21 protein-coding genes are annotated in these 19,633 nt (G+C 60.2%); 17 read left to right on the top strand and 4 right to left on the bottom strand.

The window, feature by feature from the left end:
* The first annotated feature begins 379 nt into the window (after positions 1–379).
* From AAZQ98_RS03810 to AAZQ98_RS03780, 7 genes are all read left to right on the top strand, one after another.
* Positions 380–1,687 (top strand): glycosyltransferase family 87 protein, encoded by a 1,308-nt coding sequence (locus tag AAZQ98_RS03810; protein ID WP_332595063.1) that lies wholly within the window; start codon positions 380–382, stop codon positions 1,685–1,687.
* Positions 1,684–3,117 (top strand): phytoene desaturase family protein, encoded by a 1,434-nt coding sequence (locus AAZQ98_RS03805; protein WP_434689960.1) that lies wholly within the window; start codon positions 1,684–1,686, stop codon positions 3,115–3,117. Before AAZQ98_RS03810 ends, AAZQ98_RS03805 begins: the two co-directional genes overlap by 4 nt.
* Positions 3,118–3,123: 6 nt before the next feature.
* The gene (locus tag AAZQ98_RS03800) at positions 3,124–4,149 is read left to right on the top strand and encodes a YdcF family protein (RefSeq protein WP_359189206.1); all 1,026 of its coding nucleotides are present in this window, start codon (positions 3,124–3,126) and stop codon (positions 4,147–4,149) included.
* Positions 4,150–4,287: 138 nt separating this feature from the next.
* A complete protein-coding gene (locus tag AAZQ98_RS03795; protein ID WP_105656597.1) occupies positions 4,288–5,214 on the top strand; it encodes an ABC transporter ATP-binding protein in 927 nt (308 codons plus the stop codon).
* A 4-nt stretch (positions 5,215–5,218) separates the two neighbouring features.
* Positions 5,219–6,061, top strand: coding sequence for an ABC transporter permease (locus tag AAZQ98_RS03790; protein WP_434689958.1), 843 nt, complete (start codon positions 5,219–5,221; stop codon positions 6,059–6,061).
* 34 nt (positions 6,062–6,095) lie between these two features.
* Complete coding sequence (locus AAZQ98_RS03785; protein ID WP_105656595.1) at positions 6,096–7,391, top strand: sensor histidine kinase; 1,296 nt, start codon at positions 6,096–6,098, stop codon at positions 7,389–7,391.
* Positions 7,349–8,092, top strand: a complete 744-nt coding sequence (locus tag AAZQ98_RS03780) for a response regulator (RefSeq protein WP_105656594.1) — start codon at positions 7,349–7,351, stop codon at positions 8,090–8,092. Before AAZQ98_RS03785 ends, AAZQ98_RS03780 begins: the two co-directional genes overlap by 43 nt.
* 71 nt (positions 8,093–8,163) lie before the next feature.
* Here the strand turns inward: AAZQ98_RS03780 and AAZQ98_RS03775 are convergent, their stop codons facing one another.
* The gene (locus AAZQ98_RS03775; RefSeq protein ID WP_434689955.1) at positions 8,164–8,550 is read right to left on the bottom strand and encodes a LapA family protein; all 387 of its coding nucleotides are present in this window, start codon (positions 8,548–8,550) and stop codon (positions 8,164–8,166) included.
* A 258-nt stretch (positions 8,551–8,808) separates the two neighbouring features.
* Between AAZQ98_RS03775 and AAZQ98_RS03770 the strand changes: the two genes are divergently transcribed.
* The 8 genes from AAZQ98_RS03770 (at position 8,809) to rplI (ending at position 15,425) form a co-directional block, all read left to right on the top strand.
* Positions 8,809–10,071 (top strand): M18 family aminopeptidase, encoded by a 1,263-nt coding sequence (locus tag AAZQ98_RS03770; RefSeq protein ID WP_434689953.1) that lies wholly within the window; start codon positions 8,809–8,811, stop codon positions 10,069–10,071.
* 94 nt (positions 10,072–10,165) lie between these two features.
* Positions 10,166–10,717: an LURP-one-related/scramblase family protein gene (locus tag AAZQ98_RS03765; RefSeq protein WP_434689950.1), complete on the top strand. Its 552-nt coding sequence runs from the start codon at positions 10,166–10,168 to the stop codon at positions 10,715–10,717.
* A gap of 140 nt (positions 10,718–10,857) precedes the next feature.
* Positions 10,858–11,349, top strand: coding sequence for a helix-turn-helix domain-containing protein (locus tag AAZQ98_RS03760; RefSeq protein WP_434689947.1), 492 nt, complete (start codon positions 10,858–10,860; stop codon positions 11,347–11,349).
* Between the two features lie 116 nt (positions 11,350–11,465).
* Positions 11,466–13,556 carry an acyltransferase family protein gene (locus AAZQ98_RS03755; RefSeq protein WP_434689944.1) on the top strand — a complete coding sequence of 697 codons (2,091 nt, stop codon included), beginning with the start codon at positions 11,466–11,468 and terminating at the stop codon, positions 13,554–13,556.
* A 170-nt stretch (positions 13,557–13,726) separates the two neighbouring features.
* On the top strand, positions 13,727–14,023 hold the full coding sequence (gene rpsF / locus AAZQ98_RS03750) for a 30S ribosomal protein S6 (protein ID WP_060703203.1): 297 nt from the start codon (positions 13,727–13,729) through the stop codon (positions 14,021–14,023).
* 55 nt (positions 14,024–14,078) lie between these two features.
* Complete coding sequence (locus AAZQ98_RS03745; protein WP_013350684.1) at positions 14,079–14,648, top strand: single-stranded DNA-binding protein; 570 nt, start codon at positions 14,079–14,081, stop codon at positions 14,646–14,648.
* A 61-nt stretch (positions 14,649–14,709) separates the two neighbouring features.
* Entirely contained in the window at positions 14,710–14,949 is a 240-nt protein-coding gene (gene rpsR / locus AAZQ98_RS03740) for a 30S ribosomal protein S18 (RefSeq protein ID WP_013350683.1), read from the top strand.
* Between the two features lie 17 nt (positions 14,950–14,966).
* Positions 14,967–15,425, top strand: coding sequence for a 50S ribosomal protein L9 (gene rplI / locus AAZQ98_RS03735; protein WP_105656588.1), 459 nt, complete (start codon positions 14,967–14,969; stop codon positions 15,423–15,425).
* Between the two features lie 174 nt (positions 15,426–15,599).
* On the opposite strand, the gene AAZQ98_RS03730 is transcribed toward rplI, so the two are convergent.
* Both AAZQ98_RS03730 and AAZQ98_RS03725 read right to left on the bottom strand, forming a co-directional pair.
* Positions 15,600–15,986, bottom strand: coding sequence for a hypothetical protein (locus AAZQ98_RS03730; protein ID WP_434689938.1), 387 nt, complete (start codon positions 15,984–15,986; stop codon positions 15,600–15,602).
* Positions 15,987–15,995: 9 nt separating this feature from the next.
* Positions 15,996–16,298 carry a PadR family transcriptional regulator gene (locus AAZQ98_RS03725; RefSeq protein ID WP_105656586.1) on the bottom strand — a complete coding sequence of 101 codons (303 nt, stop codon included), beginning with the start codon at positions 16,296–16,298 and terminating at the stop codon, positions 15,996–15,998.
* A 241-nt stretch (positions 16,299–16,539) separates the two neighbouring features.
* On the opposite strand from AAZQ98_RS03725, the gene AAZQ98_RS03720 reads away from it, so the two are divergent.
* On the top strand, positions 16,540–16,845 hold the full coding sequence (locus AAZQ98_RS03720; RefSeq protein WP_434689934.1) for a helix-turn-helix domain-containing protein: 306 nt from the start codon (positions 16,540–16,542) through the stop codon (positions 16,843–16,845).
* 203 nt (positions 16,846–17,048) lie between these two features.
* On the top strand, positions 17,049–18,566 hold the full coding sequence (locus AAZQ98_RS03715; protein ID WP_181148790.1) for an acetyl-CoA hydrolase/transferase family protein: 1,518 nt from the start codon (positions 17,049–17,051) through the stop codon (positions 18,564–18,566).
* On the opposite strand, the gene AAZQ98_RS03710 is transcribed toward AAZQ98_RS03715, so the two are convergent.
* Entirely contained in the window at positions 18,563–19,627 is a 1,065-nt protein-coding gene (locus tag AAZQ98_RS03710) for a PQQ-dependent sugar dehydrogenase (RefSeq protein WP_434689931.1), read from the bottom strand. The genes AAZQ98_RS03715 and AAZQ98_RS03710 overlap by 4 nt on opposite strands.
* Positions 19,628–19,633 lie beyond the last annotated feature (6 nt).

Here is a 19,633-nt window from a genome sequence, read left to right as displayed (position 1 = left end):
CACAAGTTAACTAAGAGGGGGCATCTGGGTTAACGCACGGTGAAGTGCCGGTGTAATCACCTGTTTGTTTGCTGAATGCGAGGTCAGCAAGCGTTTTACGTACGAGTAGGCGAATCCGGAAGAGGGATTTCGAGCCCTCGGAACCGCATAAAAGATCAAAGCGACTAATGAAACATGAGCGTGCAAGGCGGAGCTTAGGCACAGAACATTTAGGCTGGAGGGTATGCACGAGCCAAACCAGTCACAGCCCACGCGTGGCCCCCTGCGGATTACCGTGCCATCACGCGCTGACGGGTTCCTTCGACAGTTCACCGCAATGATCGGTGGCCCCCTGGGACGACACAGCGATCCAGGCCGAGTCGATCCAGGATTCTTCAGCGTGGAACGAGTCATTATCCTGATGACCACCGTGGGCGCCTTGCTGATGCTCCTTGCCAAGAACCCCTGCCGGGTCAACGGGTGGACTGGCAACAACCCGTACGCCTATGCGTGCTACAGCGACTGGGTTCCGCTGTTCTCCGCCCGCGGCTTCGCCGAGAACCCCTGGGCGCCATTCAGCGCGACCGCCCAGTTCGAGTACCCGGTACTGATGAGCACGGTGGCCTCGGCCGTTGCCTCGATCATCCCCACGGGGATCGAAAACCGTTCGCTGCTGTACTTCGACATCAACCTGCTGCTCGTTGCGATCCTGTGGATGGTCACCGTGATCGCCACCCTGCGGATGACCGGGCGCCGCCCGTGGGATGCCGCAATGGTGGCTATTGCCCCGGGCATCATCCTGGCCGGCAGCATCAACTGGGACATGTGGGCTGTGGCCTTGCTGGCCCTGGGCATGCTGGCATTCGCACGAAAGCACACCGTCCTTGCCGGGGTGCTGATCGGCTTAGGTGCCGCGATGAAGATCTATCCGTTCTTCATCCTCGGCGCGGTGCTGGTATTGGCCATTCGCACCGGCAGGCTCAAGACCTTCTGGGTGACTGGCGGAACCGCCGCGGCGACATGGGCACTGGTGAACCTTCCCTATGCGCTGGCGTTCCCCGACTCGTTCATGCACTTCTTCAACTTCTCTTCTGAACGCGGGGCAGGCTTCTCCAGCTTCTGGCACGCATGGAATGTCATCGCCGATAACAGGGGAGGGGTCCCGCTCTTTGAAGCCGAACAGATATCCCGTTACGGCCTGGTCCTCTTCTTCCTGTGCTGCGTGGGCGTCGCAGTGCTGGGCTTGACTGCTAAACGCACCCCGCGCCTGGCCTCCATGGCCTTCTTGATCATTGCTTCCTTTGTCATGGTCAATAAGGTGTATTCACCACAGTTCATCGTCTGGCTGATTCCGCTGTTCGCCCTCGCCTTGCCGCGCTGGCGCGAATTCGTTGTCTGGATGCTCGTGGAAATCGCGCACTTCTACGCTGTTTGGTTCTACCTTGATTCCCTCTCTGCGGAAGAAGCGCAGAAAGCCTTCCCTGAGACCGGTTATGCGGTGCTGGTCCTGGCGCATATGGTGATGCTGGGATACCTGATGTTCTTGGTGGCACGTTCAATTCTTGATCCACGCCACGACCCGATTCGTGCCGTGGGCCAGGATGATCCTTTGGCCGGCCCATTCGCCGGACTGGAGGACCGCTGGACCCTGCGCGGACTGCTGCCTCAATCCAAGAAAACGAATGAAGTGGCGGGAAATAAATCATGAGCGATGTTGCCGTTGTCGGTGCGGGACCCAATGGGCTAGCAGCCGCAGCAGTTGCTGCCCGTGCTGGATTAAGCGTCACGGTATATGAAGCCAACGACACCATCGGCGGGGCCGCAAGAACGCAGCCGCTGAATAGTTCTGCAGCGAAATTCGATTTGGGCAGCGCAGTGCATCCGATGGCCATGCAATCCCAAGCCATGCATGAACTGGGCGTCCACGACAAGGTGGAGTTCATCGTCCCCGAGCTGTCCTTCGCCCATGTGCTGGATCGCCGGACCGCCTACGCGTACAAGGACCTGGAACGCACCGGGCAGGAACTTGGAGGCGCGGACGGCGAGATGTACACCCGGCTCCTGGGCCCGCTGGTCAAGCAGATTGACGGGGTCAGCCAGACACTGCTCAATCCTCTGCTGAGGGTTCCCTCGAACCCCGCGGCGTTGGCGACCTTTGCCGTGAGCACGGTGGCGGGCATGGCCGTCAAGGAACTCTTTTCTGGAAAGTTTGAACGCGCCGCCGCGCTCTACGCAGGCTGTTCCGCCCACGTTGCGGGAGGCTCTCGCGGACCGGCCAATGCCGGGGCGGGACTGTTCCTTGCAGCAACAGCGCACGGCAAGGGATGGGCCATCCCGCGTGGAGGTTCCCAAGCCATCAGTGACGCCTTGGCCGAAGAAGCGATGGCTCATGGAGCAAAAATTCTTACCGGCACCCGCGTCAACCATGTTGATGAGCTTTCTGCGCAGAGCATCCTCTTCGATACCTCCGCCGAAAACGCTGCCAAGCTTTCAACAGGACACCTGCCTGAACGGCTCTCGCACGCGTTGAGCAGCATCCGGCGCTCGCCGGGAAGCTGCCTGGTGCACTACGTCCTTTCGGCACCGGTTCCATGGCGCGATGAGGCTCTGGGCAAGGCCGGCACCGTGCACCTGGGCGGCACCGCGGCGCAGATCGGGAAGGCCGAACGCGCCGCAGTGCGCAGGGGAGCGGCGAAGCCGTTCATGATTGTTGCCCAGCCCTCGCAATTTGATGATTCGCGGGCACCGCAGGGCCAGCACGTCATCTGGGCCTACTGCCACGTGCCACTGGATTCTCCGGTAGACATGAGCCGGGAACTGAAGGAAATGATTGAACAGGCAGCCCCTGGTTTCAGCGAGACAATCATTGAATCCCATGTTGTCACCGCCCAGGACCTGGAAGTGCAGAACTCGGCACTGGTCGGTGGCGATCTTTCCGGGGGAACCATGGACCTGCTGGGCAGCATCAAGCGGCCGCGGATCTCGACCGACCCGTGGTACCTGCAGTCCAAAGGACTGTACTTGGTATCCTCGGCTGCGCCTCCGGGGCCGTCGGTGCACGGCATGGGCGGATTCCTCGGAGCGCAATCGATGCTCAAGCGGGAATACGGAATCGCAAACTGGAAATCGGTGAACTGAGAGGCAATGGAATCTGTGCTCGCGCAGCTCGTTGGCTGGGTTTTCCTGGCAGCACTCTGGTGGTTGTTTATCCGGCAATACCGCAAGGATCCACGCCGCTTGGGTCTGGCTGCACTTCTCTTGCCGCTGGTGTTCTTCACCATTTCGGCGGTCGTCGACCTATTGACCAGTGTGATCCCCGGGTTTGGGTTCCTCTTCTCCATAGTGCTGGTTCTGACCCCGCTGATGGTCATTGTCTTCGGTGCCGCGCTGATCTACAACGGGATCCTGATGTGCCGGCGCGAAGGAGCCAAACCTGCGAATCTGCTGTCGTTGGCAGCCGGGCTATCCGTCTTTGTCCTGCCAGTCATTGCGGTGCTGCTGATTCGCATCGAATCCTGGTGGACCTATTCGCTGGCTTTCGTCCTGTTCATGGCCTCCGTCTTCACGGCGAGCTTGTTCGCCATGCTGCTGCTGTACGCATGGGTGCACGCCAGATACCCATCCAAGGGCGAAGCCGCCGCCGTGGTGGTCCTTGGCGCCCGCACAATCAATGGCAAGGTCACCCCGTTGCTGCGTGGCCGCTTGGACAAGGGCATAGACCTGCATCAACTGCAGCCATCTCCTCGCCCCTTCATGGTTCCGACCGGGGGACAGGGCCATGATGAGGAAGAACCAGAGGGCGTAAGCATGGCCCGCTACCTGCGTGAGCAGGGCATTGCCGATGAACAGATTCTGGTTGAAGACCGGGCCAGGGACACCTTTGAGAACCTGGAGTTCTCCGACGCCTTGGTCCGTGCCCAACGTCCGGATGGCCAGCTGTGGTTGGTCACCAGCGACTATCATGCGCTGCGTGCAGCGATGGCGTCACGCAAGCTCGGCTTGGATGCCCGTGCCTTCGGCGGGAAAACGGCGGCCTACTACCGTCCGAGTGCCTTCCTCAGGGAATGCGTTGCGATCGTGCGGGATCAAAAGAAGCTGATGATCTTGCTGGCCCTTCCCTTCGCATTAGCCGTCGCAGGGATGATGTTCGTGCTCACGACGACCTTCTAACTTCCTTGGCACACTGGGCCCATGCACCATCTGGTGCATGGGCCCAGTTTTCGCTTCCCTGCCATCACCCTTTTGGTTGAGCCATAAATCAGCACTGGGGGCGGTGAGAGCTGGGCTCGAATTCCCTAGGCTGGAAATATGATCCAGGCAGAGCAGTTGACGAAGAAATACGGTGGAAAAACCGTGGTCGATAATGCGTCGTTCACGGTCCAAGAAGGCATGGTGACTGGGTTCCTCGGCCCGAATGGTGCCGGCAAGTCCACCACCATGCGCATGATCGTGGGACTGGCCAAACCTACCAGCGGTGAAGTGCTGGTCAACGGGCACGATTTCAAGAAATCACGTCACCCGCTGACCGAAGTCGGCACCCTGCTGGAAGCTAAGTCGGTGCACAAATCCCTGACTCCGCTGGCGCATTTGCGTGCCATGGCGGCTACCGCGGGGATCCCGAAGTCCCGAGTGCACGAAGTGCTGGATCTGACTGGCTTGTCTAGCGTGCAGCGCAAGAAGGTCGGCGGCTTTTCGCTGGGCATGGGGCAGCGGCTGGGCATTGCCACGGCCCTGCTTGGAGATCCGCAGGTGCTGATCCTCGATGAGCCGGTCAACGGCCTGGATCCCGAAGGCGTGGCTTGGGTCCGCAATCTGGCCCGCCAGCAGGCGGCCGATGGCAAAACCGTTTTCATCTCGTCCCACCTGATGAGTGAAATGGCCCAGACGGCGGATCACCTGATCGTGATTGGCCGTGGCCGCATCATGGCCGATGCGCCGATCACTGAATTCATCGACAACGGTCTTGACCAGACCATTGTGCGTTCAGCCGACATTGAGATCTTGATGAATGCGTTGAATGGCGAAGGTATTCAGCTACGCCGGATTGATGAGCATGGCCTGGAAGTTACCGGCCCCGATTCAGAAACCATTGGCCGCCGTGCCTTGGAATACGGGGTGGTGCTCAGCGAATTGCGTCCGCTGCAACGCACCTTGGAAGACGCCTACATGGAATTGACCCGCGATGCCGTCGAATACCACTCGAACACAGTTGCCGAGACTGGCGGCGGGAAGTAAGGACATGTCTAACCATCTAGCAACCGCACCGCATGGCAAGGTCACCCTCTTCGGCGTGCTGCGCAGTGAGTCCATCCGTTTCTTCTCCCTGAACTCCACCCGCATCCTGGTTCTCTTGGCCATCGTGTTCTATGTGGGCATTGCAGCCGTGGCCACGTGGGGCATTGGTTCGCTCAGTGCCAGCATGGGCGACACGGATCAGATGCCGGGCATGGAAGGCCTATCAGCCCCGGGATTCGCCGCTGAGCTCATCGGCTCGGGCCTGGTCTTCAGCCAGCTGATCCTTGGCGTGCTTGGTGTCCTGCTCTTCAGCGGTGAATTCACCACCGGCTCAGCGGTAAGCACGTTCCTGGCCAGCCCGCGGCGACTGCGTGTCCTGGCCGCCAAGGGCATCTTGATTATCCTGCTCACTGCCGTCGTCCAGATCATCAGCTCGCTCTTGGCCTTCGCGATCAGCAAGCCGATTGCCGAGAACTACCAGATGAATCTGGAATTCAGCAGCGATGCCTTCCAACGGGTGCTCTGGTACGGAACGCTGGCGGTGACCATGGCGGCGTTGATCGGTTTGGCGTTGGGGATGCTGCTGCGCAACTCGGCCGGCGGCATCACCAGCCTCGCTGCCCTGTTCTTCGTGCTGCCGATCATCCTTTCCATCCTGACCACCTTGACCGACTGGGCGCAGAATATCGCGAAGTTCACCCCTGACCAGCTGGGCATGGGGTTGGCAACGCCCGCAAGTGTTGTCACCGACTTGGAGACTTGGCAGCAACTGCTGGGCGTGGCGGGTTGGGTCGTGCTTCCACTGGTGTTGGGTGCAATCCTGCTGACCAAGCGGGACATCAAGTAGCGCAGGGATTGATCGAGAAAACTAGACTGGAAACATGAGCCAACCGACGCTGCAGGAAACTGTGGTTTCCTTCGATGAACTGGCCGCCAAGCGCATGGGCCGGATACGCCGTTATTTGCGTACCCACCCGCGTTTGGTGGTCATCGGTGCGGTAGTCATCTATCTGCTGCTCACACTGCCCGGTGTCCTGGTCATGGCAGCGATGCCAGAGGCCAACGCCACCGGTCTGCTGGTCGTCACCCTCGCCGTCAGTGCTGCCTTGTTGTACCGGCGCCGGGCACCGATGACGGTGATCATCCTGGTGTTCATTTTCGAATGCCTGGCCCTGGTGATTGCTGGTCCGCAAGGTGGACTGGGCGGGGTAGGCATGATTATCGCCCTGTACACGGTCGCCACCAGCTATTCGGCCAAACGCACCATCCCGCTGGCCATCCTGGCCGGCAGCTTCCAGACGGTCCTGATGGTGCTGATGGGCTTCCCCGACATGGCCGGAATGGAATTCGACCCGCAAGATGGAATCGACGAAACCATCTTCACGCGCGTCATCATCGCCGTCTCGGGCAGCTTCGTCATCGGTTTCTACATTGCCGCAGCCGCGGTGGGCATGAATGTGCGCAACGCGCGCATCCACGAAGCTGAACTGAATCACTGGGCTTCGCAGGTCTCCGGACTGGCCCAGGTGCAAGAGCGCAACCGCATCGCCCGCGAAATGCACGACGTTGTCGCCCATTCGCTTTCGGTGATGATTGCCCTGTCAGAGGGGGCACGAGTGGTGGCCAAGCGCGATCAGGTCCGTGCCGACGAAGTGCTCAATGAGCTCTCTGGAACCGGTCGCGCCGCCCTGGCGGATATGCGCCGCATGCTGGGCGTGCTTCGCCAAGAAGAATCCGGAGAGCTGGCCCCGCAGCCTACCGGCGGGAACGTGGAGCAATTGCTCGAAGGATTCCGTACCGCAGGTCTGCCGGTCTCATTTACCCATACGGGCGACCCGTTGCCGGAGGACACCACCTTCCAGCTGACCGTTTTCCGTATCATTCAAGAGTCCCTGACTAATTCCTTGCGCTATGCCCGTAACGTAAGTGATGTGCAGGTTCGACTGGAACGGCGCCGCGAAGAACTGCGCATGGAAATCATGGACAACGGAGATGCAACGAGAGTTCCGAGTATCGGCAGCGGACGCGGGCTGCGCGGCATGCGCGAACGAGCCGCGCTCTTTGGCGGAACGGTTGATGCCGGACCGGTAGCCAGTGGCGGATGGATTGTGAAAGCAGTCCTCAAGCTACCCGAATGCAGCTTGCAGAACGAAAACCAGAAGGCAGTGAAGGAATAAGCGTGGAAGACAAAATCAAGGTACTGCTGGTCGATGACCAGCCCCTCTTACGCATGGGATTCCGCCTCATCCTCGAGGGTGAAGACGACATCGTCATCGCCGGCGAAGCTGTCGATGGACTCGATGCCCTTGCCCAGACGGCCGCACTGAAACCCGATGTGGTCCTGATGGATGTGCGCATGCCCAAGATGGATGGCTTGGAAGCGACCGAACGCATCGCCAAGGACCATCCGGAAACCAAGATCATCATCCTGACGACCTTTGACCTGGACGAGTACGCCTTCTCAGGGCTGCAGGCAGGAGCCAGTGCGTTCCTGCTCAAGGACGTGGCCCCGGAAGAACTGGTCCAAGCGGTGCGCCTGGTAGCTTCCGGCGACGCTGTGGTGGCACCCCGGGTGACTGCCCGCCTGCTGGAAACCTATGTGCGCAACGCTGGCGCCGGGAACCGGAACCAGCCGGCCGAAACTCCGCATGACCCGCTGCTCGATGATCTCACCCCGCGTGAGCAGGAAGTGCTGCGTGCGCTTTCCGAGGGACTATCCAACGCCGAGATTGCACACCGTTTCTTCCTTTCCGAAGCAACGGTGAAAACCCACGTGCGGCGCATCCTGACCAAATTGCACCTGCGCGACCGTGTTCAAGCGGTGGTGTACGCCTACGAGACCGGACTGGTCATTCCATCCCAAGGCCTGGACTACTAGGCATCGCTGAGGCAGCAAAATGGCCGCCGGGTGAAACCCCATGGGGTTCCGCCCGGCGGCCATGGAGCTTTCTAGCGCTTATTGGCCTTGCGCTGCTTCTTCGCAGTAGAGCGCAGCTGTATCACGCGGGCCACCCCGGCGATCGCAACCACTAGGGCGCCTCCAATAGCGGCAAAGAACAATGCCAGCCCGAGGTTGACCTGTCCCTGATACGCGAAGTAGTTCAGGGTCACCTGCTCCTGGTTCTGGGCAATGAAGATGATCAGCAGGATCAGCACGAGCAAGCCGAAGATCGTAGCGGTCCAGATACGACCCAACTTGGTCGCTGGGAGCTTATCTGCACCGGCAGGTTTGGCCCGTTGGATCTTGGAATCCATCGGTACGGTGGTCTCCACTTCGACCTCGCGTGATTCTGCTGGAATGTTCTCTTGCTCTGGTGTTCGATCAGCCGTAGCCATGATGAACTCGCTTTCCTTGTCTCCGGGACTGCTTTCAGCTTCGTCGAGAGCGAGGTGCCAAGTCAAGACCCGGATAGGGGTGTCTGCCAGGTTGCCAGGGCGGAGGCAGGCCCAGCAGGACATCAGCAAATGTGGTTCAGGCTACTAAGCTGGGAGGCAACTCGACTTTTCAGGCGGGAACCAAAACCTGAAGAACCGTCTGACAAACATCTCTTGACAGAAAGAAGTGAGTAACCAGCTATGGCACAAGCCGCAGCAATGGCCCACATTGCAGATCTGGCCGAATACGTCGCGACCTCGCCATCGAGCTACCACGCCGCGGCCTCGGCCGCGAAGCGCCTGGACGCTGTTGGATTCACCGGTCTGGACGAAAAGCAGGCTTGGAACCTGGTCCCGGGTTCCTACTACGTGGTCCGCGACGGTGCGATCATCGCTTGGGTGCAGCCAGAAGCCGCCACTGCGACCAGCGGATTCCATATCCTCGGCGCCCACACCGACTCGCCGGGCTTCAAGCTCAAGCCGAAGCCAACCACCGGTTCCAACGGCTGGTGGCAGGCAGGGGTCGAAGTCTACGGCGGACCGCTGCTGAACTCCTGGCTGGACCGCGAACTGGTGCTCGCCGGCCGATTGGTGCTCAAGGACGGTTCCGAGCACCTGGCGAAGACCGAACCAATCCTGCGCATCCCGCAACTGGCGATCCATCTGGACCGCCAGGTCAATGAGGGCCTGACCCTGGACAAGCAGACCCACACCAATCCAATCTTTGGCGCCGGCGATCTGGCGGATGCCGACATCCTGGCGATCCTGGCGAAGTCTGCAGGTGTCGACCCGGCCCAGGTAGCCGGCTACGACATCCTGACCGCGCCCGCGCAGCGCGGCGAGGTCTTTGGCGAGGGCAAGAACTTCTTCGCCAGCGCCCGGCTGGATAACCTCACCTCGGTGCACGCAGGCCTGATTGCGCTGACGGGCCATTCCCGCAAGCCAGCAGGCAACCGCATTGCCATGCTTGCTGCCTTCGACCACGAAGAACTGGGATCCTCCTCGCGCTCGGGCGCTTGCGGCCCATTCCTGGAAGAGCTGATCAACCGCATCCAGGCATCCATGGATGCCTCAGTTGAAGACACCGCTCGCGCCCTGTCGAATTCTGTATGCCTGTCTGCCGATGCTGGCCACGCGGTTCACCCGAACTACCCAGAGCGCCACGACCCAGCCAACCGTCCGCAGCTGAATGCCGGCCCGCTGCTGAAGATCAATGCGAACCAGCGTTATGCCACCGATGCGGTGGGTGCTGCCGCATTCGCCAACTGGTGCGAGTCGGCGGGAGTTCCCTACCAGGAGTTCGTGTCCAATAACCGCGTACCGTGCGGATCCACCATTGGACCATTGACCGCGACCCGACTGGGCATTCGCACCCTGGATGTGGGAGTCGCGCTGCTGTCCATGCACTCGGCCCGCGAGATGTGCGGCGTTGACGACCCTTGGTATCTGTCCAAGGTCTCTCGCGAGTTCTTCGGAGCCTAGCAAGTCCAACCTGAAAAGCCGGCCTGCGGGCTGGCTTTTCGCCTCCCCGGGGGATCTTCGCCCGATACGGTTTACTGGTGGCATAATCGGCACCATGACGATCCTCAACCAGAACACGTTGATCTTCCAACAGACGAAGAGCATCTCGAAGAACGACTTCGCGATCCTTGATTCGTCCGGGATGCAGATTGCCCACGTGGATACCGGCGGAAGCGCGCTGGGCCGCATGTTCGTCGGGGCTCGCGAACTGACCGTCTTTGACGGGCCAGGCAATCCGGTTGTCGTGGTCAAGGACACGATGACCATGGGCCGCGATCGTTTTGAAATCCTTGACGGCAACGCTGCCCCGCTGGCCAGCCTGGTCAAGAGGATCACTCTCTTCAAAACCAGGGTCTCCATCTCGATGCTGGGCGAAGAGCTCGAGTTACTGGGTAGCATCTGGGACTTCGACTTCCGGATCACCGGTCCCGGCGGAGTTCTGGGAACCGTGACCCGGGAATGGTCCGGGATGGGCAACGCATTGCTGGGCAAGTCGACCTACGCCCTGCGCTTGGCGGAAAACCTCAACGCAAAGCAACGCCAGGCAGTGATCGGCTCGGTGCTGGCACTGGATTTGATCCGTGAGAAGCAACAGCGCAAATCATAATGGAGCTGAGATAGTCGCGGCCAGGAATACTTCTTCATAGCAGGCCAGCGTAGGTTCAGGAATGCTGTCGCGTTGCAGTCGGGTAACTGTCACGTCGATGTCGTGGTGCTTTCGGGGCGCCATTGGCTAGCGTAAGTGGCATGAATGAATCACGGATTGCAGAGCTTCGCCGCGCCAGGGGCTGGACGCAAGAACGTCTAGCCGCAGAAAGCGGCATCACTGTCAGAACGGTCCAACGGCTCGAAGCCGGAAATGATGCGAGCTTGGAGACTATCTCACTGGTCGCCAAGGCCTTGGAGGTGCCGGTTGGAGACCTGTTCAAAAGCGTCCAGACTCCGAAGTTCTCCGAAGCCGTGGATGGGCTTGAAGCGCGGGCCCAAGCAGATCAAGAACGTCGGGATTCGGAAACCAAGGGGATCCTGGCCGTGTTCCGCGGGCTGGGCATCCTGGTCACCTTCGGCACGGTCATCTTGGCTACCACCGGCAACTTTGGGTGGTACATCTGGTTGCTGATCCCGGTGTACTGGGGCGTCGGGCAGCTGCTGCTTGAGGCTGCTTTCCGCTTGAGCCTGGATGCCAAACTCGACGCCAAATACCCGCTGTCCACGGCAAATCGGAAACTGCTGGGCTAGGTCCATGCTGCGACGTGCAAACCCAGGGACCGCCCATGAGGTTCCCACGGGTCGTTAGACCGACTGTTGCCCATTGATAACCTGCTGTTTACCCCCTGCTGGTCTGATCAATGACTATGAGTTCGAATTCCCTGCAGGTCAAGAATTTCCGCCCGGAGATCCAAGCGCTCCGCGCCTTGGCGGTTCTGCTGGTCGTTGCCTATCATCTTGAGCCATCCGCGGTTCCAGGCGGTTATATCGGGGTTGACATCTTCTTCGTCATCTCGGGCTTCCTGATTACCTCGCACCTGCTGCGTGAAGCCGAACGCACTGGCCGGGTCAGCCTCCCAGCCTTCTTTGCCGGCCGAGCGCGAAGAATCCTCCCGGCTGCCATGCTGGTGATCCTAGTAGTTGTCGTGGCAAGCCTGCTGATCTTTCCCAAAACCCAGTGGGGTGCCTTGGGCACCCAGGCCATCGCCTCTGCCTTCTCGGTGCAGAACTGGGTTCTCGCCGCCGACTCCGTCGACTACCTCGCTTCGGATCAAGCACCCGGGCCGTTGCAGCACTTCTGGTCCCTGGGCGTGGAGGAGCAGTTCTACCTTTTCTGGCCGTTGCTGGTTTTGGCCGTGTGCCTGTTGGCCAAACCGAATGCGGACGCTAGCAGTGGCGATGGATTTGCCCCGCGCCGCCGCATGCTCTGGATCATTTTCTCAGCCACCGCACTTTTGTCGCTGGGATACTCGGCCTATGCCGGTTACTCAGGCAATAGCGCCGGATACTTCATCACCACCACCCGCATTTGGGAACTGGCCGTCGGCGGACTGCTGGCCTTGGCAGTCCAGGCGCACGCCAACGGCGCCTTGAAGCTTCCACCGTGGGCAACCAGCTGGCAGTTCAGAAACCTTGCCGTACTCGTGGCTTTGGCGGCGATCTGCTTCGCGGCATTCAGCTACAACGCCACAACAGTCTTCCCGGGGATTGCGGCGGCCCTCCCGGTTCTTGGCTGCGCCGTGGTGATCGCCGCAGGCAGTACGCGAGGACCTGGTTCCCTGCACCCGCTGGTGAACTGGGCTCCCGTTCAATGGGTCGGCCTCGCCTCGTATTCGCTGTATCTGTGGCACTGGCCGCTGATCGTATTCTTTATCGAACTGGCCGGCGGCAACCCGGACCCATTGCAGTCGTTGGCCTTGCTGGCCGGGTCCCTGCTCTTGGCTTGGGCCAGCTTGAAGTGGGTCGAAACTCCCATGCGCCACTTCCGTCCCATAGCCGGTTCTCCTGCCCGCTCCTTGATTGCCGGGGCGGCGATGGTCGGGCTGGCAGCGTCCATCGCGCTATTGCCAGGCGCCATGCAGCAGCACCTTGTGGGCCAGGAGCAGCGTGAGCTGGGCGCGATGATGCAAAACCCGCCAGCTGGGTTTGGCGCGGCCTCCGTGGGCCAGGGCGCACCTGCGTACCTTTCCGGCCATCGCCAGGTCGTCCCGCTTCCTGCGACGGTCGCCGAGGACCAGCCCGAACTGGGAGATTGCGTCCAAGAACCGAAGTCCACGCAGATCAAGGAATGCGAATTCGGCAGCGAGGACGCCAGCTACACCGTAGCCCTGGTGGGTGATTCCCATGCAGCCCACTGGTTCGAGGCCGTCAGCCGATACGCCCAAAGCAAGGGCTGGAAAGTGGTGACCTATCTGAAGAATTCCTGCCCATTCTCCGAGGCCCAGCGCAAGGCGGATCGGGATGGCAGCATCAACTGCGAAGAAGCCATCGACCAGACCATGGAAGCTCTGGCTGCGCGCGATGACATCAACGCGGTGATCACCTCGAATTGGGGAGGAGCCACTTTTACCACTGACGCGGCACAGGGGCTGGCTTCGACGTGGTCCGCCCTTGAAGACGCGGGCCTGCCGGTCTATGCCATTGTGGACACCCCGCGGCCGCCGCAGGATTCCTATGCGCGAGACTGCGTGGAAGAAAACGTGCAGGACCCGGATAAGTGCGCCTTCCCGGAAAAGGGAGCCTACGAAATGGGCGATGCCACCAAGCAGGCCGCCGAACTGGAGCCGCGCGTCGAAGTGCTCGACTTCAGCGATTACTTCTGCATGGATGGAACCTGCCCGGCAGTGGTGGGGAATGTCTTGGTCTACCGGGACAAGCACCACATCAGCGATACCTACATGCGCACCTTGGCCCCGATCTTTGGCGAAAGGATCGAGGCTGCCTTGGATTCCGAGTAGCCCAGCATGATTTAGGACACCAAGGCTTATGCAAGTTCGGGTCTCTCGGGTAGGATTGGAAGGTCTGTGCCACTGCATGCCCGAAAGTTGGGCGTCTGGTGCACAGATAACGCAAGAACCTCCTGTTGCGGAAATACCGCGACCGTTTAGCCCAAAGGAGGTGGGTTCACATGCGTGCTTATGAACTTATGGTCCTCATTGATCCAGAGGTCGATGACCGCACCGTAGAGCCAACCATCGAGAAGTACCTCGAGGTTGTCCGCTCCAACGGTGGCACTATCGAAAAGGTTGATGTCTGGGGTCGTCGCAAGATGTCCTACGAGATCAAGAAGAAGGCAGAAGCCACTTACGTAGTGGTGAACTACACCGCAGAGCCAGCAGCTTCCGCTGAGCTTGAGCGCCAGCTCAAGATCAACGAACTGATCCTGCGCCACAAGGTCACCCGTCCGGAAGAGGCACGCGTTTAATTACGCGCAACCTTCCGTCGTAGGAATTAACGTTCAATCTTTTTAAGGAGAGTCAATGGCAGGCGAGACTGTTATTACCGTTATCGGAAACCTGACTGCCGATCCGGAGCTGCGTTTCACGCCGTCCGGTTCAGCCGTAGCGAACTTTACGATCGCTTCGACTCCTCGCACCTTTGACCGCCAGTCCAATGAGTGGAAGGACGGGGAAGCCCTGTTCTTGCGCGCATCGGTGTGGCGCGAAGCTGCAGAGAACGTTGCTGAAACGCTGACCAAGGGCATGCGTGTCATCGCCCAGGGCCGGTTGCGTTCACGTTCTTACGACACCAAGGAAGGCGAACGTCGCACCGTCATGGAGCTTGAAGTCGATGAAATCGGCCCATCGCTCCGTTTCGCGTCCGCCAAGGTCACCCGTACCCAGCGCTCCGGCGGTGGCAACGGTGGCTTCGGCAACGGTGGTGGAGGCTTCTCCAACGCACCGCAGCAAAGTGCACCAGCTCAGGCGCCGCGTCAGCAGCAGCCTCAGCAGGGTGGCGGATGGAATGCTCCAGCCGCAGACCCATGGAGCACCGGCGGAAACAACGGTGGCGGCTGGGGCAACCCGGGCGCAGACGAACCGCCTTTCTAAACAATATTTATTCACCATCCCGCAGATCACTCTGCGGGCTCCAAAGCTAAGGAGCTCCACGATGGCTAAGGCTGAAATCCGTAAGCCCAAACCAAAGTCCAATCCATTGAAGGCCGCTGACATCACTGTCATCGACTACAAGGACACCGCACTGCTGCGCAAGTTCATCTCCGACCGCGGTAAGATCCGCGCTCGTCGTGTAACCGGCGTTTCCGTTCAGGAACAGCGCAAGATCGCACAGGCAATCAAGAACGCACGTGAAGTAGCCCTGTTGCCTTACTCCGGCGCTGGCCGCGGCTAAGGAAGAGGGATAGCAAAATGGCAAAGATCATTCTGACTCACGAAGTATCCGGTCTCGGTGCTGCTGGCGATATTGTCGAGGTAAAGAACGGCTACGCCCGTAACTACCTGCTGCCACGCGGCTTCGCAATCGTCTGGACCCAGGGCGGTGAGAAGCAGGTGGAGTCGATCAAGGCTGCACGTGCTGCTCGCGCCGTTGCAAACCTTGAGGATGCTCAGGCACTTGCAGCTAAGCTGAAGTCCCAGCCGGTGAAGATCACCATGAAGGCTGGCTCGAACGGTCGCCTGTTCGGCACCGTTAAGACCACCGAAATTGCTGCTGCCGTAGAGGCTGCCGGTCTGGGTAAGATCGACAAGCGCAACATCGAGGTCAACGACCAGATCAAGTCGACTGGCAACTACACCGCAACCGTTCGCGTTCACGCTGACGTTCTTGCAAACCTGCGCCTGCAGGTTGTAGCTGCTGCCAAGAAGTAAGTCTTCTAGACTCAGCTTCTGTTCAAGAGGTGGCGTGCACTCCGCAAGGAGAGCACGCCACCTCTTGGCGTTAACCGGATTTCTTTGGGCCTCCGGGTCAACGAATAACAAGTTCCATCTTCGATTAGGCTCAAAGCCAATTCAGAATCTTGAGTTCGTTCAGGCTTTCGGCGCTTACCGGCTGGCGCGAGACCGAATCAGCGAACGAGAGAAATCTGTGATGATTCCTGCCACGACAAATCCGAATGCAGGTAACCAGGTGATCGCCCATCCGGAGAAAGCCATTGTTTCGTGATCCCGTAGGAATATCGCCAGCAAAGCCCAGAGTAAACCTAAGGCCACGCCTACGAGAATGAAGGCAGAGTGGCTCTTTGGAGATGCTGTTGCGGGAAAGGACTCCGCATATTCTGCAGGAGATCCAAAGTTGGCTGTCGCGTCTTCGTAGCTGGTGGCTTCGGACTCGACCTCTCTGGCTATATCGCGGATGGTGGCCGTATCCACGTTTCGTAGTGAAAGGCTGTAGCGCAGTTCGTCGATGTAGGTTTTGAGGTTACTTTCCATGGAAGGCTCCTAGTTGAACTGTTCTAACCAGTTTTTGACTGATTTCAAGGTCTGATGACCCTGCTTGGTGATTTCGAAGATTTTGCGTGCGGGTCCGCGAGCGGTGATTTGCCAGTCGGAGACGATGTCCCCGGACTCTTCCATGGTTCGAAGCAGTGGGTATAAAGTCCCGCTCTTGATGCCGGGCACTCCGAGCTCTTCGAGCTTAGCCAGCATGGAGTATCCGTGTTCGGGTTTTTCTGCCAGGAAGCTTAGAAGAACGACCGGAAGCATGGAACGCTTCACCTGTGGAAGTACTCTGCTCTGTGACATGACTTAAGTATGAATCCTACATAGGTGCATTTCTATCCTTCGTTCGGATGATCTTGGCTTAGCAGCATCCGGCGATTCAATTCCGAGCCGGAACTGGTCATGGTCACTTAGAAGTGGCTAACATTTCACCAGATCGTCTTGCGTCCAATGCGTCATAATCATTGGCTTGGCCAATTTGCAGCAGTAGCCTCAAAGATGAGTACGTCCAAAGCCAGCACGATCGAGAGAAGCGGTGGAACAAATGGGTTTTGCGTATGCGGATCCTGAAGTATTGACCGAGGCGCAACGCGAAGCTGTGGCAGAGCATCAGCGCCGTGTGCAAAGCGAGTCCCGGCGCCTGTCGTTGCGTGCGCTGCGCGAAGAAGCAGAACTGAGCCAAGTAGAACTTGCCACCGTGCTGAAGCTGAGCGTGGACCGCATCGCCCGCATGGAGACCGGGGACCTTGACCGAGTCCAGCTGGCCACCCTGCGCCGCTACGCAGAAGCCATGGGCGCCAGCCTGCAAGTGAAAGCGATCCGCGAGGGCACGCACGCCGAACTTGGCTAGTGATCGAGCTCCCGGCGGTCGCTGCCAAGCTGCCATTCCTGACCGACCGGTCAGCGCAAATAGAGCGCACCTCATCGATAAATATGCCACCCATCGCTCAGGAGCGCACAGCGAGGCCTGAATCACTGTGCCGACCAGCTAAAGTATTCCGGTGAGACGCGGGTTATAGACCTGTGTCACAAGGAAGTACTGAAGGGGTTATTTTGCACGAACGTATTCACCACCGGGCCTTTGCTGATCGCTTGATGAGCGCCGAGCAAGCTGCAGAGTTCATTAAGCCAGGCATGACTGTCGCCATGAGCGGCTTTACCGGTGCAGGATACCCGAAGGCCGTGCCCGGGGCGCTGGCAGCTCAGATGGAGCGCCAGCACGCTGCGGGCAAGGACTTCAAGATCAACGTGCTTACCGGCGCTTCCACCGCCCCTGAGCTTGATGGCGTGCTGGCCAAGGCCGAGGGCATGAACCTGCGTCTGCCGTACATGTCCGACCCCGAGCTGCGCCGCCGCATCAACGAGGGCAACATGGAATACATGGACATCCACCTGTCCCATGTCGCCCAGCACGCCTGGTTCGGCTTCTACGGCAAGATCGACCTGGCCATCGTCGAAGTTGTCGGCGTCACCGCCGAGGGCGACTTGATCCCTTCCAGCTCGGTGGGCAACAACAAGACCTGGCTGGAGATGGCCGACAAGATCATCATCGAGGTCAATTCCCAGCAGTCTGCGGCCATGGAGGGCATGCACGATGTCTACTACGGCACCGCACTGCCTCCGCACCGCAAGCCAATCGACCTGAGAACCGTGCGTGACCGCATCGGCCAGCAGTACATGGACGTCGACGTCAACAAGATCGTCGCCGTCGTGGAAACCGACGCGCCAGACCGTCTGAGCCCCTTCGCCCCGGTGGACGAGACCAGCGAGAAGATCGCCGATCACCTGCTGACCTTCCTGGATTCCGAGATCCGGGCCGGACGCCTGTCCGAGAAGCTGCTTCCGCTGCAGTCGGGCGTGGGCAATATCGCCAACGCAGTGCTCGCTGGCCTGGCCCGTGGCGGCTACAAGGGCCTGACCGCCTATACCGAGGTTATCCAGGACGGCATGCTGGAGCTGATCAAGGACGGCACCATCGAGTTCGCCTCCGCCACCAGCTTCTCGCTGTCTTCGGAGGGCATCGAGGAATTCAATCGCAACGTCGACCACTACCGCGAGCGCATCCTGCTGCGCGCCCAGGAAATCTCGAACCATCCGGAGATCATCCGCCGGCTGGGTTGCATTGCGCTGAACGGCATGATCGAAGCCGACATCTACGGCAACGTGAATTCCACCAACGTGCTGGGATCGCACGTGATGAACGGCATCGGCGGCTCGGGCGACTTCGCCCGCAACGGCTACCTGTCGGTGTTCATGTCCCCATCGACCGCCAAGGGCGGCAAGATCTCGGGCATCGTTCCTTTTGCTTCGCATGTGGACCACACCGAGCACGACACCATGATCCTGATTACCGAACAGGGCCTGGCCGACCTGCGCGGCCACTCGCCAAAGCAGCGTGCGCAGCTGGTCATCGATAACTGCGCCCACCCGGAGTACCGCCCGATGCTGCAGGACTACTTCGACCGTGCGTGCAAGGACAGCTACGGCAAGCACACCCCGCACCTGCTGGGCGAGGCCCTTTCCTGGCACCAGCGCTTCCAGGAGACCGGAGACATGCGCCCGGCCAGCTAGTCGCCGGCCAGGCGGGGATCGATGCGCAGGATGCGGTCATCGCCCGCCCCTGGCTGGCCGCGCCCGTCGGTATTGTTGGTCAGCACCAGCAGTGCGCCGTCAGGATCCACTAGCACGTCGCGTAGCCGGCCGAGCCGGCCATCGAGCAGTTCATGCTCGGTGGCCGGCTCGTCCAGTTCCACCGCGCGCAGCACTTCTCCGCGCAGATTCGCCAGGTAGAGGGTGCCATCGAGGATCGCGATGCCGCTGGGGCTGGCCTCGGACGGGGACCACTGCGCAATCGGATCGGTGTACGACGGATTTCCGCCGCTTTTTCCCTCGGCTTCGGGCCAGCCGTAGTTTCCCCCGGCTTCGATGATGTTCAGCTCGTCGAAGGTGTTCTGCCCGAACTCGCTGGCGTACATGGTGCCATCAGCACCCCACGCCAAGCCCTGCACATTGCGGTGCCCGTAGCTGTAGACGAGGGAATTTTCGAACGGGTTGTCGTCCGGGACGCTGCCGTCAGGTGCCATGCGCAGGATCTTTCCGCCCAGCTGCTGCAGGTCCTGGGCTTGCTGGGGATTGCCCGCATCGCCCACGGAGGCATAGAGCATCCCGTCCTGACCGATGGCCAACCGCCCGCCGTTGTGGATGCTGGCCGAGGGCAACCCGTCAATCAAGGTGCGCGGGGCCGACAGTGAAAGATTCCCGGCGCTGCCTTGCACCGTGAACCGCTGGATGCGGTTGCCGGATTCAGCGGTGGAATACGCAAAAAGCTGGTCTGGGGAGAGGAAGGCCAAGCCCAGCAATCCGCCTTCTCCCGTCGCTACGAGATCGTCGAGCCGAGCCACTTCGCGGCCTGGTCCGGATCCTGGAATCTCCACGATCCGCCCGGAATCGCGTTCGCTGACCAGCAGGCTGTCTTGGGCGTAAACCATGGACCATGGGGCGTCCAAGCCGGTGGCCAGGGGAGTTGGAACAGCTTGCGATTCGGTAGCTGGAGCTGAAGGCGGGGTTGGCGCGGAGCATCCGGCGAGGAACACTGCGCCGAGCACTAGACAGGTACCCAGAATGCGCTTCATCGAGCT

The organism is Glutamicibacter sp. Je.9.36 (assembly GCF_051129975.1).
GTDB lineage: Bacteria > Actinomycetota > Actinomycetes > Actinomycetales > Micrococcaceae > Glutamicibacter.
Note: the sequence above shows the minus strand (reverse complement) of the source record. Positions and strands in the feature narration are given on the sequence as shown.

Coding starts and splice junctions, on each gene's coding strand:
- AAZQ98_RS03805 (WP_434689960.1), top strand. CDS start 1,684: ATGAGCGATGTTGCCGTTGTCGGTGCGGGACCCAATGGGCTAGCAGCC.
- AAZQ98_RS03800 (WP_359189206.1), top strand. CDS start 3,124: ATGGAATCTGTGCTCGCGCAGCTCGTTGGCTGGGTTTTCCTGGCAGCA.
- AAZQ98_RS03795 (WP_105656597.1), top strand. CDS start 4,288: ATGATCCAGGCAGAGCAGTTGACGAAGAAATACGGTGGAAAAACCGTG.
- AAZQ98_RS03790 (WP_434689958.1), top strand. CDS start 5,219: ATGTCTAACCATCTAGCAACCGCACCGCATGGCAAGGTCACCCTCTTC.
- AAZQ98_RS03785 (WP_105656595.1), top strand. CDS start 6,096: ATGAGCCAACCGACGCTGCAGGAAACTGTGGTTTCCTTCGATGAACTG.
- AAZQ98_RS03780 (WP_105656594.1), top strand. CDS start 7,349: ATGCAGCTTGCAGAACGAAAACCAGAAGGCAGTGAAGGAATAAGCGTG.
- AAZQ98_RS03775 (WP_434689955.1), bottom strand. CDS start 8,550: ATGGCTACGGCTGATCGAACACCAGAGCAAGAGAACATTCCAGCAGAA.
- AAZQ98_RS03770 (WP_434689953.1), top strand. CDS start 8,809: ATGGCCCACATTGCAGATCTGGCCGAATACGTCGCGACCTCGCCATCG.
- AAZQ98_RS03765 (WP_434689950.1), top strand. CDS start 10,166: ATGACGATCCTCAACCAGAACACGTTGATCTTCCAACAGACGAAGAGC.
- AAZQ98_RS03760 (WP_434689947.1), top strand. CDS start 10,858: ATGAATGAATCACGGATTGCAGAGCTTCGCCGCGCCAGGGGCTGGACG.
- AAZQ98_RS03755 (WP_434689944.1), top strand. CDS start 11,466: ATGAGTTCGAATTCCCTGCAGGTCAAGAATTTCCGCCCGGAGATCCAA.
- rpsF (WP_060703203.1), top strand. CDS start 13,727: ATGCGTGCTTATGAACTTATGGTCCTCATTGATCCAGAGGTCGATGAC.
- AAZQ98_RS03745 (WP_013350684.1), top strand. CDS start 14,079: ATGGCAGGCGAGACTGTTATTACCGTTATCGGAAACCTGACTGCCGAT.
- rpsR (WP_013350683.1), top strand. CDS start 14,710: ATGGCTAAGGCTGAAATCCGTAAGCCCAAACCAAAGTCCAATCCATTG.
- rplI (WP_105656588.1), top strand. CDS start 14,967: ATGGCAAAGATCATTCTGACTCACGAAGTATCCGGTCTCGGTGCTGCT.
- AAZQ98_RS03730 (WP_434689938.1), bottom strand. CDS start 15,986: ATGGAAAGTAACCTCAAAACCTACATCGACGAACTGCGCTACAGCCTT.
- AAZQ98_RS03725 (WP_105656586.1), bottom strand. CDS start 16,298: ATGTCACAGAGCAGAGTACTTCCACAGGTGAAGCGTTCCATGCTTCCG.
- AAZQ98_RS03720 (WP_434689934.1), top strand. CDS start 16,540: ATGGGTTTTGCGTATGCGGATCCTGAAGTATTGACCGAGGCGCAACGC.
- AAZQ98_RS03710 (WP_434689931.1), bottom strand. CDS start 19,627: ATGAAGCGCATTCTGGGTACCTGTCTAGTGCTCGGCGCAGTGTTCCTC.